Source organism: Methylophaga sp. UBA3613, from assembly GCF_002375415.1.
Taxonomy (GTDB): Bacteria; Pseudomonadota; Gammaproteobacteria; order Nitrosococcales; family Methylophagaceae; genus Methylophaga.
Window position 1 is genome coordinate 333,102 of the sequence record NZ_DFLS01000006.1, and the last position, 17,051, is coordinate 350,152.

General features: G+C 45.6%; 15 protein-coding genes. 1 reads left to right on the top strand and 14 read right to left on the bottom strand.

Translation table 11 applies throughout. The annotated features are described in order from the left end of the window. Positions 1 to 29 precede the first annotated feature (29 nt). Positions 30 to 3,914, bottom strand: a complete 3,885-nt coding sequence (purL, locus tag B3S93_RS07795) for a phosphoribosylformylglycinamidine synthase (protein WP_292399242.1) — start codon at positions 3,912 to 3,914, stop codon at positions 30 to 32. 78 nt (positions 3,915 to 3,992) lie between these two features. Between purL and B3S93_RS07800 the strand changes: the two genes are divergently transcribed. Further along, positions 3,993 to 4,433 carry an RDD family protein gene (locus B3S93_RS07800; protein ID WP_292399245.1) on the top strand — a complete coding sequence of 147 codons (441 nt, stop codon included), beginning with the start codon at positions 3,993 to 3,995 and terminating at the stop codon, positions 4,431 to 4,433. 12 nt (positions 4,434 to 4,445) lie between these two features. Here B3S93_RS07800 and B3S93_RS07805 read toward each other — a convergent pair whose 3' ends face one another. From B3S93_RS07805 to B3S93_RS07865, 13 genes are all read right to left on the bottom strand, one after another. Then, a complete protein-coding gene (locus B3S93_RS07805; RefSeq protein WP_292357441.1) occupies positions 4,446 to 4,625 on the bottom strand; it encodes a DUF2835 family protein in 180 nt (59 codons plus the stop codon). Between the two features lie 25 nt (positions 4,626 to 4,650). Next, complete coding sequence (locus B3S93_RS07810; protein WP_292399248.1) at positions 4,651 to 5,088, bottom strand: HIT domain-containing protein; 438 nt, start codon at positions 5,086 to 5,088, stop codon at positions 4,651 to 4,653. Beyond that, entirely contained in the window at positions 5,088 to 7,739 is a 2,652-nt protein-coding gene (pepN, locus tag B3S93_RS07815) for an aminopeptidase N (RefSeq protein WP_292399251.1), read from the bottom strand. The genes B3S93_RS07810 and pepN overlap by 1 nt, the downstream gene beginning before the upstream one ends. A 4-nt stretch (positions 7,740 to 7,743) precedes the next feature. Then, on the bottom strand, positions 7,744 to 8,061 hold the full coding sequence (locus B3S93_RS07820; protein WP_292357446.1) for an NGG1p interacting factor NIF3: 318 nt from the start codon (positions 8,059 to 8,061) through the stop codon (positions 7,744 to 7,746). A 5-nt stretch (positions 8,062 to 8,066) separates the two neighbouring features. After that, positions 8,067 to 9,104 (bottom strand): WD40 repeat domain-containing protein, encoded by a 1,038-nt coding sequence (locus B3S93_RS07825; protein WP_292357448.1) that lies wholly within the window; start codon positions 9,102 to 9,104, stop codon positions 8,067 to 8,069. 8 nt (positions 9,105 to 9,112) lie between these two features. Continuing rightward, positions 9,113 to 9,679, bottom strand: coding sequence for a dCTP deaminase (dcd, locus tag B3S93_RS07830; RefSeq protein ID WP_292357449.1), 567 nt, complete (start codon positions 9,677 to 9,679; stop codon positions 9,113 to 9,115). A 40-nt stretch (positions 9,680 to 9,719) separates the two neighbouring features. Then, a complete protein-coding gene (gene apbC / locus B3S93_RS07835) occupies positions 9,720 to 10,802 on the bottom strand; it encodes an iron-sulfur cluster carrier protein ApbC (protein ID WP_292357451.1) in 1,083 nt (360 codons plus the stop codon). Positions 10,803 to 10,940: 138 nt separating this feature from the next. Further along, positions 10,941 to 11,825, bottom strand: a complete 885-nt coding sequence (locus B3S93_RS07840) for a carbon-nitrogen hydrolase family protein (protein ID WP_292357453.1) — start codon at positions 11,823 to 11,825, stop codon at positions 10,941 to 10,943. Between the two features lie 182 nt (positions 11,826 to 12,007). Next, positions 12,008 to 12,595 carry a GNAT family N-acetyltransferase gene (locus B3S93_RS07845; RefSeq protein ID WP_292399255.1) on the bottom strand — a complete coding sequence of 196 codons (588 nt, stop codon included), beginning with the start codon at positions 12,593 to 12,595 and terminating at the stop codon, positions 12,008 to 12,010. 86 nt (positions 12,596 to 12,681) lie between these two features. Further along, a complete protein-coding gene (locus B3S93_RS07850; RefSeq protein WP_014706801.1) occupies positions 12,682 to 13,089 on the bottom strand; it encodes a ketosteroid isomerase-related protein in 408 nt (135 codons plus the stop codon). Between the two features lie 386 nt (positions 13,090 to 13,475). Further along, positions 13,476 to 14,357, bottom strand: coding sequence for an agmatinase (speB, locus tag B3S93_RS07855; protein ID WP_292399258.1), 882 nt, complete (start codon positions 14,355 to 14,357; stop codon positions 13,476 to 13,478). Then, the gene (gene nspC, locus B3S93_RS07860; RefSeq protein ID WP_292399261.1) at positions 14,354 to 15,520 is read right to left on the bottom strand and encodes a carboxynorspermidine decarboxylase; all 1,167 of its coding nucleotides are present in this window, start codon (positions 15,518 to 15,520) and stop codon (positions 14,354 to 14,356) included. Before nspC ends, speB begins: the two co-directional genes overlap by 4 nt. Positions 15,521 to 15,849: 329 nt before the next feature. After that, the gene (locus B3S93_RS07865) at positions 15,850 to 17,049 is read right to left on the bottom strand and encodes a saccharopine dehydrogenase family protein (protein WP_292399263.1); all 1,200 of its coding nucleotides are present in this window, start codon (positions 17,047 to 17,049) and stop codon (positions 15,850 to 15,852) included. Between the last annotated feature and the right edge of the window lie 2 nt (positions 17,050 to 17,051).

Here is a 17,051-nt window from a genome sequence, read left to right on the forward strand (position 1 = left end):
CTTGATGGACTCAAGAGGTATTCAATTTTTTAGCCGACCCAACGTCTTGCATTATGGAACACCCTTAACCATGGTGCATCTTTGCCCCAGTCATCTGGATACCATGAATGCTGAACACTACGGATGACCCGTTCTGGATGAGGCATCAGAATAGTGACACGGCCATCTGTGGTGGTAAAACCGTTATGTCCATTTGCAGAACCATTAGGATTAAAAGGATAACGCTCAGTGGGCTGACCATAATGATCTACATAACGCATCGCCACTAACGCGTCCGACATACTGCCACCTTCGCTGAAGTCAATCCGTCCTTCTCCATGTGCAACGGCAATAGGCATGATCGAACCCGCCATATCCTGCAACAGAATGGATGGTGATTCGGTGATTTCAACCAATGAGAAACGTGCCTCAAACTGTTCAGACAAATTACGACTGAACCGCGGCCAATGCTCACTGCCAGGAATCAATGATTTCAATTGTGACAGCATTTGACAGCCATTACATACGCCAAGCGAGAAGGTATCTTCACGGGCAAAAAACGCCGCAAACTCATCGCGTGCACGCGCATTGTGTAAAACGGTACTGGCCCAGCCACGCCCGGCTCCCAGAACGTCACCATATGAGAAACCACCACAGGCCACCAGACCTTTGAAATCAGCCAGAGAAACGCGACCTTCAACAATGTCGCTCATATGTACATCCACTGAAGTAAAGCCGGCATGATCAAATGCTGCGGCCATTTCCAGCTGACCATTGACACCCTGCTCACGCAGAATCGCCATTTTAGGTCGCTGTCCACTGATAATAAATGGCGCGGCGACTTGTTCTTTGAGATCAAAACTCAGCTTAGCGTGCAAACCGGGATCTTGCTCATCATCCAATGCAGCAAATTCCTGCTCGGCACAATCAGGGTTATCACGCAATGCCTGCATCCGGTAGCTGGTTTCAGCCCAGAATTTTTGTAATACCTGACGACGCTGGTTTAATACTTGTTCATTATTAACGCTTATTTGAATCGTTTGATCTGTTGAGACTTCACCAATAAGATGACTGTGTTTGCTTAAATCAAACTGCTGCAGAACTTCCAGTACAGCATCTTGATATTCAGCCTTGATCTGGATCACGGCACCCAGTTCTTCATTAAACAACACTGGTAAGGCTTCACCCAGTCCATTCAAATTGATATTCAGACCACAATGCCCGGCAAAAGCCATTTCACATAAAGTGGTGATAAGACCACCATCACTGCGATCGTGATATGCCAGAACCAGTTGGTCCTGCTTCAATTGCTGCATGGCCGCAAAGAAGTTTTTCAGAGTACGTGCATCGTCTACATCCGGACCACGATGCCCAACCTGATTATAAACCTGGGCCAGAGCTGAGGCTGCCAGACGGTTATGACCGTGACCGAGATCCAGATAAATTAAACGGGTTTCACCCAGATCGGTCCGTAATTGTGGCGTAAGCGTTTTACTGGTATCGGTAACCGGCGAAAATGCGCTGATAATAAGTGATAACGGAGAAGTAACCGCTTTGGTTTCGCCCTTTTCATCCCAGACTGTTTTCATCGACAGCGAATCTTTACCCACCGGAATGGCAATGCCCAGTTGCGGGCATAATTCCATGCCAACGGCTTTGACAGTGTCATATAACAAAGCATCTTCGCCGCTATGACCACATGCGGCCATCCAGTTGGCTGACAGTTTGATATCACTTATTTTCTCAATATCCGCCGCAGCAATATTGGTTAATGCTTCACCAATCGCCATCCGACCCGATGCCGGAGCATCAATAACAGCTAATGGTGTGCGTTCGCCCATCGACATGGCTTCACCCAGTAAGCCGTGATGATCAGCCAGAGTTACCGCACAATCAGCCACCGGCACCTGCCAAGGGCCTACCATCTGATCCCTAGCCACCAGGCCAGTTATACTGCGATCACCGATGGTAATCAGAAAGTTTTTGCTGGCGACCGTTGGTAGTTTTAATACCCTCTCCAATGCCTCACTTACAGTAATACCACTCAGTTCCAACTCGGGTTTAGGTATGCTGTGATGTTTGACATCGCGCAGCATTTTTGGCGGCTTACCCAATAGCAGCGATAACGGCATATCGATTGGATTATTTTCAAATTGGGCATCTCCCAGCAATAGATGCTGATCTTCGGTGGTTTCTCCTACAATCGCCCAGGGGCAGCGTTCTCTTTCACAAATGGCCTGGAACAACTCAATATCTTCAGGGTTTACGCCTAATACATAGCGTTCCTGAGATTCATTACACCAGATTTCCATCGGTGACATGCCCGGTTCATCATTTGGGATGACCCGAAGTTCAAATCGCCCGCCACGACCACTGTCATCCACTAACTCCGGAAACGCGTTGGATAAACCACCGGCACCAACGTCATGAATCGAAACAATTGGATTTTTATCATTAAGTGCCACACAGCGATCAATAACTTCCTGACAACGGCGCTCCATTTCCGGATTACCGCGTTGCACCGAAGCGAAATCCAGTCCCTCTTCACTGGTACCGGAAGCCACCGAGGAAGCTGCACCGCCCCCCAGACCTATCAACATTGCCGGGCCACCAAGCGCAATCAGCTGCGTGCCTGGTTGCATGATATGTTTTTCAACATGCTGAGGTCGAATACTACCCAGCCCACCAGCTACCATGATGGGTTTGTGATAACCCCGCATTTCAAAGCCATCATCAGATGGCACTTTAGCTTCATAGGTGCGGAAATAACCGCATAAATTGGGGCGGCCAAATTCATTGTTAAATGCCGCGCCACCTAATGGGCCATCAATCATGATTTGCAAAGCAGAAGCGATACGGGCCGGTTTGCCGTAATTGGTTTCCCATGGTTGTTCAAAGCCGGGAATCTGCAAGTTTGAAACCGAAAAACCGGTTAAACCTGCTTTAGGTTTAGAGCCACGTCCGGTGGCACCTTCATCACGAATTTCACCGCCGGCACCAGTCGCCGCACCAGGAAAAGGTGAAATAGCCGTTGGGTGATTATGGGTTTCAACCTTCATCAGAATATGCTGCTGCTCGCCTTCGTAGCAGTAGTGATTATCACTCATATCTACCTGAAAACGATGGCTGCGTGGGCCTTCGATAACGGAAGAGTTATCGTTATAAGCTTTAACGACACCTTCAGGATGTTGTTCGTGGGTATAACGAATCATATCGAACAGGCTGCGATCCTGGGTTTTGCCATCAATAATCCAGTCAGCCTTGAATATTTTGTGACGGCAATGCTCAGAGTTCGCTTGAGCAAACATCATTAATTCTATGTCATTCGGATTACGATTAAGTGCTGTGAAATTATCAAACAGGTAATCAATTTCATCATCAGCCAGAGCAAGGCCCAGATCTTGATTGGCTGCAACCAATGCCTGACGTCCACCGTTAAGAATATCTACAGATAATAATGGTCTTGGTGCTGTATGCATGAACAATTGTTCAGCGTCTTCTTCATTATTAAAAACACTTTCAATCATGCGATCATGCAATTTTGCTGCAATCGTAGCGCGTTGTTCACTGCTGAGAGTAGATTGGCTGGTGACATAAAAAGCGATACCGCGTTCAATCCGAACAATGTCTGTTAAACCGCTGTTATGTACAATATCGGTCGCTTTACTGGACCAAGGCGAAATAGTCCCGGGACGCGGAGTAATTAGAAACAGGTTTTCCTGAGCTTGCGCGCTGCTACTGCCTTTACTGGCTTCGAGCATCTCCCCCAGGGTAACAAGATCCGTTTGATTAAGTTGACCATCACTTTCCAGTTCAGCGAAATAGTGATATTCACTTCTTAACGCACTGACTGCAGCGACTTCAGCGCGGATAGCGCGCAGCAATTTTTCAATTCGGAAAGCAGAGAAAGCCGGACGGCCAACCAATTGCAGCATTTGAAACCCAATTCAGAGAAAATTAAAGCGATAATGATACTTTATACGCCCGAATTCGCCCAATAAAATTGAGCTTTAATGATGACTGAAAATAGTTCCACTCCCCGTAAACCCAGCCCTTTCAGACTACTTGCCGTGATGATGTATGACAGCATGTTATTGGTCTCGGTACTGTTAGTCGCCGCTGCCGTTGCGGTAGCCCTGAATGGCGGTGAAGCAATCGGTGCCAATAATCCATTCTTTTTTGTCTATCTGCTGGGCGTGGCATTTATTTTTTATGGCTGGTTCTGGACCCATGGCGGACAAACACTTGGCATGCGTGCCTGGCGGGTTTATCTCATCAGCGGCCAAAATACCGGGATCAACTGGCAGCAGGCATTTCTGCGCTTTATGGTTGGCCTCTTTTCCTGGCTGCCATTAGGTTTGGGATATTGGTGGTTGTGGCTGAGCCCCGATAAACTCAGCTGGCATGATATTGCTTCAGGTAGTTACCTGGTGTATTCACCTAAAGAGAAATAGCGGACTAAGCCTTTAATCTGAGATACGTTCCAGATTGATCATTTTATGATTGTCATCAAAGCGGATTTTGAAGCGACCATGAATACCGGTTTGTGTAATAAAACGCCGAACATGCAATGCAGGAAACTGAAGAGATTGTCCCGAATCGGTTATCGCAACAACAGCAGAAGCTTCGCCTCGATAGTAGCGCATCGCCTCTTCCCTATCGACATGAAGTCTAAACGTTAAGACTTTGACCACTAACGAGAAAACCTCTAAACATATCGCTTAAATTACGCAGCATTTGTTGTTTGTCTGAATCACTATACGGCACAGCTACGCCCTGGCCCCAGATCGGTTTTGGCCAGACGGCATCAGTTTTAAAGCGAGCCACATGATGCACATGTAACTGCGGAACCACATTTCCCAATGCCGCAATATTCATTTTATCGGCCTCGGTGAGTTTCATCAGTTTTTCGGCGACTAATGCTGACTCCTGCCAGAGTAATTGCTGATCCTGCATCGAAAGATCATAAATTTCACTGATATCTTTGCGACGTGGCACCAGAATCACCCACGGGAAACGGGCGTCATTCATCAGTAACACTCGGCACAGTGGTAAATCACCGATCAGAAATGTGTCCGCAGCTAACTGAGGATGTAATTCAAATTTCATTAATCCGCCAGATATTTGTTAACGATCTCATAGACATCAGATGAGAGATCCTGCTGCTGAGCAATATTTTGCAATGCATCGCGCATCATTTGCTGGCGTTTTGCATCATATCGGCGCCAGGAATTGAATGCACCCAATTGCCGCGAAGCCACCTGCGGATTAATTTTATCCAGCACCAAAATCTGTTCAGCCAGGAAACGATAGCCACTGCCATCTTTTGCGTGAAATAACGCTGGATTGTTACGACAAAACTGACCGATTAACGCCCGAACATTATTTGGATTTTTAATGCTGAACGCAGGATGTTTCATCAACCCTTTAATCCGAATCAATGTATCCGGGAGGCTGGATAGAGCCTGCACAGTAAGCCATTTATCCACCACCTGCCGGTCATGCTGCCATTGCTCATAAAATGCGCGCAAGGCATGTTCACGTTCGGTACCTGGCTGATCCACCATCAGACGCAGACCAGACAGAGTGTCTGTCATATTATCTGCCTGTTTCATCTGTTTCAGGCAGCGCTGAGTTTGCATCGGATCGCCGGTTGCCATCAGATAGCCCAGACAGACGTTTTTCAGGCTGCGTCTTCCCATATGCTCTGAGTTAAACTGATACGGCACATTTGGCAAATTATGCTGCTGATACAAAGCATCAAACTGGGCTTTCAACTGCGTTGCCAGGGTATCTTTTACAAATTTACGCACACTATGGATGGCATCCACGTCAGCTACTTTCATCTGTGCTGCCAGATAATTCTCTGAGGGCAATGTCAGCATGCGCGCTACCAATGCGGGATCAGCCGTTTTATCCTCTAATACAGCAGCACATTGTTTTGACAAAATTTCCGGCAATTGCAGCGTTTTATCTTGCTGATAATCGTTGATTAAAGACAGCATGACTTGGATGAAGAGACTTTGTCCGGCATCCCAACGATTAAAACTGTCTTTTTCATTGGCCATCAAAAACGCAAGTTCTTCATTATCACGCTCAATCAGTAATTTAACTGGCGCGGAAAAGCCACGAAGTAAAGAGACAATCGGCTTGTTATCTACCCCGATAAAACGGAATACTTGCTCTGCTTCGCTTAGTTCAAGTACGCGGGTGTCGTTATCATAGGGTTGAGCTTCATCAATCAATTGTAAAGGCAAACTATTACCTGCAGCATCCAGTAACCCCATTGCAACTGGAATTAAAAATGGTTGTTTTTCGGTCTGTCCCGGTGTGGCTGGGCAAGATTGCTGCAAGGTTAAGGTCAATATTTTCTTTGTTGCATCATATTGATGAGTGGCTGTAATAACCGGTGTTCCGGCCTGGGAATACCAACGTTTGAACTGGGTTAAATCAATACGGTTGGCATCTTCAATAGCTTTAACAAAATCGTCCGTGGTCACTGCCTGACCATCATGGCGGTCAAAATATAAATCAGTGCCTTTACGGAACCCCTCTTCGCCAACCAGGGTTTTGATCATGCGTACAACTTCCGCACCTTTCTCGTAAATGGTCACGGTATAAAAGTTACTGATTTCGATATAGCTATCGGGTCTGATAGGATGCGCCATCGGACCGGCATCTTCAGCAAATTGCAAACTGCGTAACTGATCAACATCATCAATTCGTTGCACCGCGGCAGAATTCAAATCCGCACTGAAAGATTGATCCCGCATCACGGTAAAGCCTTCTTTAAGGCTTAACTGGAACCAGTCACGACAAGTCACCCGATTACCGGACCAGTTATGGAAGTACTCGTGGCCGACAATGCTTTGTATGGTGTAAAAGTCGTTATCCGTAGCCGTTTTAGGACTGGCCAAAACGCAGGCAGCATTAAAGATGTTCAGCCCTTTGTTTTCCATCGCCCCCATATTGAAATCATTAACCGCAACAATCATGAAGACATCTAAATCGTACTCACGGCCATAAGTCTCCTCATCCCAGCGCATGGATTGCTTTAAAGACACCAGTGCATGATCACATTTATCGTGATTTTCTTTATCGACATAGATCTGCAAGGTCACGTCACGTCCGCTTAAGGTCGTAAAGCTGTCCTGTTGCATATAGAGATCACCGGCAACTAAAGCAAACAAATAACAGGGTTTAGGATGTGGATCATGCCAGCGAACCCAATGCCGTCCATCCGCTAATTCACCCTGCTCTTGCAAGTTACCGTTTGATAAGAGAATTGGCCATTTCTGTTTCTCAGCCGTGATGGTCACGCTAAATACGGCCATCACATCAGGGCGATCCGGATAATAGGTGATGCGTCGAAAGCCCTCTGCCTCACATTGAGTGCAAACCAACGCGCCTGAATGATATAAGCCTTCGAGCGCGGTATTTTGATCTGGATAAATCTCGGTGACGATTTCCAGCTGAAACTTTTCCGGTAATGTCGGCAACACCAGCTGAGTATTGGAGCGTTGAAATTCTGCGGCAGTTAATGTCCGTCCATCAAGTTTGATACTTATTAACTCTAAATGCTCGCCATTTAATACACAGGCTTCACCTGGCCCTTTTGGATTACGCCGCATGTTCAGAATACTGGTCACACGAGTCGTTGAAGCGTCCAGATCAAAATGCAAATCAACGTTGTCGACCAGATAAGACGGGACGGTGTAATCCGCGAGACGAATCGTTTTAGGGGACGCAGGTGCGTTCATTAAATTAAAAATCCTCTTGATTAACTGGCCAGTACTGATAAGCAGGCTCTTCATATGGATGTGCGAGTTTCAACGCTGAGACAACAGCTTTGATAGTCTCGTTCGAGCAAATCGTTTCAACTCGATATTCGTTTACTTGTTCCAGTTTTCCGTTTTCACCAATAAATGGCTGGCTGTCTTCTAAAGGTCGGAACTGGCCCATACCTTGTGTTTCCCAACTGCAGCAGTCATAACCATCAAAATGTCCTGCTCCGGCATTAAAAATGGCTTCTTTAACCAATTCTTTATGGGTTTCAGGAACAAAAAACACAAGTTTGTACATGAGGTTTACCTCCACTGCCATTGCTGGGCTTCACCGGTCCCAGCAATACTCAATACAGCGCTTGCATTGGCATTAAACGCTACAGCCTGTATGACCATTCCAGGATTAAGTGGATTCTGTCTGGTCACTTTCCAGCAACGTAATTTGTCACCTTGGGGTAATTGCCAGACGCAAATTCGTTCTGCCGCGTGCCCGGTTACCAGTAACATGCCATCTTCTGAAAAATTAACGGCCGTTGTGGTCGTATTAAAAACCGGGAATTCTGGAACTGGCAACGATTTTGGCCAGGCGGAACTGCGTAGCTGAGATTGCAGACTGCCATCCGCCAATGACCAAAGATAAGCATGGTCATTATCCGCTGCGGTAAATGCAAAACGATTTTGTGGATCAAATTTCACCAGAGTCACAGTATTACCATGCACCCAGTTCTGTAACTGCTCCCCACTCTGCAGATCCCATAACCGAGCAGTCCGATCATCACCGCCAGTTAAAGCCATTTTACCATCCGGTGAAATAGCCACGGTATTAATAGGATGCTTCACCGGCGAATCGACTGCAGTACCATCGTGTTCAAATACATGAAGAACCCGGTTGGCGTTAATATCAAAATAAACTGCTGTGCTATCTGCCAGTGCTAATAGCAAAAACTGGCCATCAGGCGAAATATCTAGTGCTTTCACGCGCAATGGAAATGTCAGTCTGTTTTCTGGCATTCCGTTATCCGTGTTCCATAACATCACCGTATCAAGTTCTACGGTAGCGGCAATCGGACTGGATTTAGCTAATGCCACGGTAGTGCTGCGAACCGTTTCCTTCTGCTCACTTTGCCAGCTGTATTTCACCTGATTGTTTTGCAGGTCCCATAGTCTGGCGGCGGCATCGACATCGGCTGATAGCAAAAATTTTCCATCTGCTGAAAAGGTAGCGGCATAGCTACCCTCACTATGCTGCCACTGATAAATTTGTTGCGGACGATCTTCACAACCAACCAGCAATAACAGCAACCCTGGTAAAACGAATCTGCTGATATTGCGCACAGTCATAATCTCAATCAGGATTTTGGTAAAGTCACGCCCTGCTGACCCTGGTATTTACCAGCCCTATCAGCATAAGAGGTCTCACAGACTTCATCAGATTCAAAAAACAACATTTGTGCTACACCTTCGTGAGCATAAATTTTGGCAGGTAATGGCGTGGTATTGGAGAACTCCAGGGTGACCTGGCCTTCCCATTCTGGTTCCAATGGTGTGACATTAACAATAATGCCGCATCTCGCATAGGTAGATTTTCCCAGACAAATAGTCAAAACATTGCGTGGAATTTTAAATGACTCAATAGTACGAGCCAAAGCAAACGAATTTGGCGGAATGATGCAGACATCAGAATTGATATCAACAAAACTACTGGCATCAAAGTTTTTTGGATCAACAATCGCCGAATTGATATTGGTAAAAATTTTAAACTCAGTTGAACAACGTACATCGTAACCGTAACTGGACGTGCCGTAGGAAATAATACGTTGTCCTTCTTGTTCACGAACCTGTCCTGGTTCAAAAGGCGAAATCATACCTTGCTGTTCGGCCATACGCCGGATCCATTTATCTGATTTTATGCTCATAATCCGTCAATTTGCTCAAAAGATGTTGATGATAGCTTGATTAGTCGTTCTTGATAACTATATTCGGGAATGCTGCGGAATAATTTTTGCCCTGCATTGCCAGGTTGGCGGCGATTCGGCGAGCTATCACACGATAGGCTAAAGCGATATCTCCATCTGGATCTTTGACTACCGTCGGCTGACCATTATCAGCATCTTCGCGGATATGAATATCCAGTGGCAAACTGCCAAGCATATTCACACCATATTGATCAGCCATTGATTGTCCACCGCCGGCACCAAAAATATGCTCTTCATGACCACACTGGCTGCAGATATGGGTACTCATATTTTCCACTACGCCGAGTACTGGTACTTTTACTTTTTCAAACATTTTCAATGCTTTGCGAGCATCCAGTAAGGAAATATCCTGTGGCGTAGTGACGATGACTGCACCGCTGACCGGTACTTTCTGTGACAGGGTCAGCTGAATATCGCCGGTACCCGGTGGTAAATCAATCACCAGATAATCCAGCTCTTTCCAATTGGTATCGCCCAACATTTGCTGTAAAGCCTGCGTCACCATCGGGCCACGCCAGATCATTGGTTCTTCTTCATCGATTAAAAAACCAATCGACATGCTTTGGATACCATAGCTTTCAATTGGTTCGATTGATTTGCCATCAACTGATTCAGGACGTTGAGTGGTGCCGAGCATACGCGGTTGACTTGGACCATAAATATCAGCATCCAGAATACCCACGGTGGCGCCTTCCGCTGCCAGAGCCAATGCCAGATTAACTGACGTGGTAGATTTACCTACCCCACCTTTACCTGAGGCCACGGCAATAATATTTTTTACATTTTCCAGCGCTGGCACACCCTGCTGTACTTTATGTTTTACAATTTTAGTTGTGATATTGACGCTTACATTCGCTGCGCCTTCCGCTTCAATCAATTGTTTTAGGTTTTGTGCCAGTTCTGCAGCATAGCCTTTGACCGGATACCCCAAAGTCACATCGACCTGTGTCTGATTATCGTCCTGCGATACTTTGACCGTGGCGCGGGTGTCGCCCAGTGTTATCAGTGTTGATGGATCCTGATAATTTTTGACGATTTCCTCAATTTGCGCGGGGCTAGTCATGCACGACTCCTGTAAATTTCAAAGCTAAATTAAACTCAATATTTTATACCCTGCTAAAACTGGCTGCATCCACACTGCTTGCAGGGCTATTGGCGGATACAAAGAAAAACACCGCTATAACAGCGGTGTTTAAAGTGTTTAGCGAGTTTGCTCAGGTCCAGTTAATGTGTGTTGTAAAGGCCAATCTCGGTAATTAAAGACCTGACCTTCCTCCCGAACGCGGGCAATTTCAGTCAAATCCAGATCAGCACAGACCCAACCAGGCTTGTCAGCTACGCCTTCAATCAAGATACCGTTATCGGTAAATCCATAATCCACCGGGGTATAAATGCTGGCACGCCCGGTATTCACATCAACAGCTTCTGACCAGCGAGCTTCACCAAATGTAGGAGATTGCACAACATAACATTGATTTTCCAAAGCCCGTGCCTGACAGCCAATCCGCACCCGATGGAAACCAGCCTGCGTATCGGTACAACTTGGGGCCAATATCAAATCGGCGCCAGCCTTAACCTGCTGATAGGTAATCAATGGAAATTCAATGTCATAGCAAATACTGACCCCAATACGCCCGACATCGGTATCCAGCACTTTAATCTGTTGGCCTGGATGAATTAACCATTGCTCATTTTCGAATCGGGTCATGATCAATTTATCCTGGAAACCAATCAGCCCATCCGGTCCATAGAGATTGGCACGATTACGGAATGTGCCGTCTTCCTGCAGAACCGGAAATGTGCTGGCCAGCATCATCACATCGTATTGTTTACAAAGTTGATGATGCAAATCCTGCCAGTCCGCATAGACATCCTGCATTGAATGTAATTGCTTACCAAGATCGGTATAGATGGCTTCACCAAAGAGTGAGGCCAGTTCCATACTGCCATATTCGGGAAACACCAGTAGTTTGGCTTTCTCTTCAACGGCTTCGGCTACCCACTGCGTCAATTTATCAGTGAATTGCGACCAGTCTTTGAAAAAACCAATATCGTACTGTGCTGCAGCGACTTTTACTTTGCTCATTTACATCAAACTCGGGAAATCGTTAGCGAGACATATAAGATTGGGCTTTTTAGCCTTACTTCAATGCCAGATAATATATTTTTAACGGCTTATTAATGTCTTTAATAACAAGCTGTTGATATACAAACAAAATTACTAGAGTCTATCGTTCTTTCAGAAGCATTATTAATGTTCAACAGACTCTAAAGTTTTTTCATCCAGAAAGTCATCGGCTTAGGTGACTCATGCTCTTCATCCAGTTCTTTCCAGCTGAATGTCGTGTTGAGTTCAGGATGCTTTTCATAGCCGCGTTTACGCCAGAAGTTGTCAAGAGGCTTATAACCTGAGGGTCGGCGTGGATGGTCTTCTGGGCGCTGTACTCCACAAAAACAGCTGAATTCATATCCGCCCAGTTCTTGTGCATGTTGCTCACGATGTTCAAAAAACGCTACGCCGGCACCTTTGCCACGGTATTGTGACAACAAGACCGATTCACCACAATAAAATACGCTATCAACATCAATACCCGCTTTGATAAACGGCGCTTTAACTTCATCAGTTTCATATCTCAGCGGAATACCCGTCGATGCACCAACGACCTTATCGCCATCAAAAGCTAAAACAATCACGCTGTCAGGCGCTTCGATATAGGTTTGCAGATAGCGAGCTTCGTAATCCGGATCACCATCATAGAGATAGGGAAAGTCACGGAAAACCTCAATGCGTAATCTGGCAAGTTCCGGGATAAATTGATTCAGTGCTTCGCCTGATAAGCGTTTCAATTCCAGCATAGTTATCTCACTTAGTGCAATGGAAAGGCAACCATAAAAAAGCCAAGCTGGATAGAACATCCCAGCCTGGCTGATTGGCCTGCAGTTTAACCGACGACTTGTTTAACCCAGTCTTCCAGGTTGTAGTAGTTAGTGATGCGAGCCACTTTGCCATCACGAATCACAAAAAACGCACCAGCAGGCAGATTGTATTTCTGGCCGTTAGCTTCTGGCAAACCTTCATCGGTGCTCAGATATTCGCCTAGTACGGTGAATTCAACAGCAGCACGATCGCCCGCTTCATTAGTGGTGATGGAAATATCCACGATTTGTTCTTTGTAATGGGCATTCATGCGATCCATAAATGCAGAGAATTTTTCTTTACCAATTTCGCGTCCGGCCTGGTTAACATCATGAATAACGTCATCAGTCAGCATATTCAAAAATGCATCCATATCCTGACGGTTGAATGCATCGTAGTAGTTTTGCAGCAATGTGATTGTAGCTTGGCTCATGTCGCAGACCCCAGAGAGTAAAAAAACCGCGAATTTTAACGTGTAAACGCTTCAAAGAAAAGCAAAAACTGCTAATTAACCACAGAGACACGGAGGGCACGGAGATTTTAAAGTTATCCGCAGATTACGCAGATTTTCGCAGATTATTTTTGTCGGGTTACGCTGCGCTAACTCGACCTAAGTTTTTTAACAATATTTAGGTCGGGTTGAATTTATGAAACCCGACAAAGCACAAATGCTTAGATGATGTTGGGTTTCGCACAATCAACACAACCTAGAGTCCTGTTAAAAATTATAAATCTGCGTCCATCTGCGTAATCTGCGGATCTATTTTTTGTCTCTGTGCCCTCCGTGTCTCTGTGGTTAATTTTTTTAACCGCAAAAAATCATTGACGACTACGAGCAGTGATCCCCATTAACTTGTAGGTTAGCATTGATGCAGCAAAGTCATATGCATGAAACCCTTCAATTGGTGCAAACTCCATGACATCAAAACCAATAATTTCACGTTGTTTGGCAACCGATTCAAACAGATTCAATGTCTGGTACCAGCTAAGGCCACCCGGTACTGGTGTGCCTGTTGAAGGAAACACACTCGGATCCATACCATCAATATCCACCGTAAAAAACACTTTTTTCGGGAAATCATCGGGCAAGGTAATGCTGTTGATATTATTCGGCACCAATTCATCGGCATCCTGGTAATACACACCAAACTCCTCTCGCACCAGCATCTCTTCTTCACAAAATGCACGAATTCCCAGTTGGTATAACGGGATACCCATATCCACAGCACGTTTCATTACTGAGGCATGGCTCAAAATATCGCCTTCATAGGCATGACGCAGATCAGCGTGGGCATCAATCTGCACAATACCAAAATCTTCGATGCCGGCATCTTTTAACCCTTTAATGACGCCATATGTCACAGTATGTTCACCACCTAACACTACAGGAATTCCGCCATTTCGGATGATTTCAGCGGTGGCATTAGCAATGTTATCAATCACCTGTTGCGAGCTAACGCTGCAATCGACTGGCGGGCAAGTATAGATGCCCAAATCACATGGATTACTTTTGCCGTCCCATTTTTCCAGCTGCCAGGATGCATTCAAAATCGTTGAAGGCCCTTTATTGGTGCCGCCACCATAAGAGACCGTTTTTTCATACGGAACAGGCAAAACATGGAACATCGCCTGTTTTGGATCGGCCTGGTCAATCTCGGAGCCCAGGAAAATCGGAAATTCTTCGTTCAATTCGGTGTTCATGACAGTCGCTCTTTAAAATCGCTGTAGCCAAAGCTTTTGACTACACGTAAATCATCGGTTTCGGAATTCCAAATAGCCAATGCCGGTAATTTGGTGCCATTAAATGTCGTGGTTTTAACCATGGTGTAATGGCTCATATCTTCAAATACTAGACGTTGACCAATTTCCAGTGGCTTATCAAAGCTGTAATCACCGATCACATCACCCGCCAGACAAGTTAATCCTCCCAATCGATAGGTATGTGAATTTTCATCAGGCAAACCTGCACCGGTGATATCCGGACGATACGGCATTTCCAACGTGTCGGGCATATGACAGGTAGCAGAGGTATCGAGAATCGCCTGATCAAGGTGATTCCAGCTGATATCGAGCACCTCGCAACTCAAAATACCAGTACCAATTGCCACCGCCTCACCCGGTTCCAGATATACTTCGACTTGATGCCGTTGTTTAAAATCCTGAACCAGTTGAATTAAACCATCGATGTTATAGCCATCAGCCGTAATATGATGGCCACCACCAAAATTCACCCACTGCATCTGTGGCAGCAAATGGCCAAACTTCGCTTCCATAGCCGCCACAGTTCGCTGCAATGGTTCAAATCCTTGCTCACATAAAGTATGAAAATGCAGCCCAGAAATACCATCCAATGCAGTTTCATCCAGTTGCGATAACGGAATGCCTAAACGTGAACCGGGAGCACACGGGTCATAAATTGGCACTGCACCTTCAGAATGTTCTGGATTGATTCGTAAACCAAAATGCAAATCTGGACGCTGTTTTTGCATTGCCAGGCACTGATCACGAAACCGCAGCCATTGGCCACAAGAATTAAACACAATGTGGTGGGCAAAGGTCAGCAGTTCATCAATATCCTGTTGACTGAAGGCCGCAGCAAATACATGCACTTCCCCACCGTATTCTTCAAAACCAAGCCGAGCTTCATGCAAACCACTGGCGCAAGTGCCGCTCAGATATTTGGCGGTCAACGGTGCCAAAGACCACATTGAAAATGCTTTCAAAGCAGCCAGAACTTTTGCACCACTGGCCGTTTGCACATGATTCAGAATGCGTAAATTACGCTCAACAGCCACCTCGTCCACCACAAAACAAGGCGACGGCAATCGAGATAAATCCAGCTTGGTAAAATCAGTAAATTGCATTATTTTCAAATACCTGAAAATGATAGTTAATTTGTATTATTAACACTTATTAACCACAGAGACACGAAGATCACAGAGTTTTATCCGCAGATTACGCTAATTCTCGCAGATTATTTTTGCCGGGTTACGCTAAGCTCACCCGACCTATGTTTTTAAAAAAATGTAGGTTGGGTTGAATTTATGAAACCCAATAAGACCCAGCAGAGTATATGATGTTGGGTTTCGCAAGCTCAACCCAACCTACATTATTAAAATTAAAAATCTGCGTCCATCTGCGTAATCTGCGGATAAAAAAACTCTGTGCCCTATGTGTCTCTGTGGTTAATGAATCAATTGTCGAGATTGAAATCATCCAGTTCAATCACTTCCCAAGGCAGTCCATATTTATTCATATCTTCCATAAATGGATCCGGATCAAACTGTTCAATGTTCCAGACGCCCGGTTTCTTCCACTTGCCTTCCAGCATCATTTTGGCGCCAATCATGGCCGGTACACCAGTGGTATAAGAAATCGCCTGCGACTGAACTTCAGCGTAACAATCCTGATGGTCTTTAATTTGATAGAGATACACAATTTTCTCTTTACCATCCTTAACACCCTTCACTACGCAACCAATACAGGTTTTACCTTTGGTACGTGGGCCAAGTGTTGAAGGGTCAGGTAATAAAGCTTTAAGGAACTGAATCGGTACAATCTGCTGACCGTTATAGTCAATTGGGTCAATACTGGTCATACCGACATTACCCAGTACTTCCAGATGTTTAAGATAGCTATCACCAAAGCTCATCCAGAACTGGGCACGTTTCAAAGTCGGGAAGTTGACTACCAGTGATTCCAGTTCTTCATGGTACATACGGTAAATATTGTAGTTACCAACCTCTTCTGGACAGGTAAAGCTGGCTTTTTTTGACATGGCCGGGGTGGTAACAAATTCACCATTTTCCCAGTGACGACACTCTGCCGTGACTTCCCGAATATTGATTTCCGGATTGAAGTTGGTGGCAAATGGATAACCATGATCGCCGCCATTGACGTCAATAATATCCAGCTCATGAATTTCATCGAAGTAATGTTTGGCAAGATAGGCAGTAAAGACGTTGGTGGCACCGGGATCAAAACCGCTGCCGAGTAATGCCATCAAACCGGCATTTTCAAATTTTTCACGATAGGCCCACTGCCAGCTGTATTCAAACTTGGCGGTATCCAAAGGTTCGTAGTTAGCTGTATCTAGATAGTCAACACCAGCCGCCAGACAGGCGTCCATGATATGCAAATCCTGATAAGGTAACGCTACGTTGATGACCAGATCCGGTTTTTCCTTTTCCAGTAAAGCTGTCAGTTCTGGCACGTTATCGGCATCGACCTGAGCAGTGCGGATTGGGCGATCCAGCTGCGCTGTTATGGCTTTACATTTGTCTTCATTACGGCTGGCCAGAATAATCTCTGAAAACACTTCCGGTAATTGGGCACATTTATGCGTAACGACGCCGCCAACACCACCGGCGCCAATAATGATCACTTTTGACATTG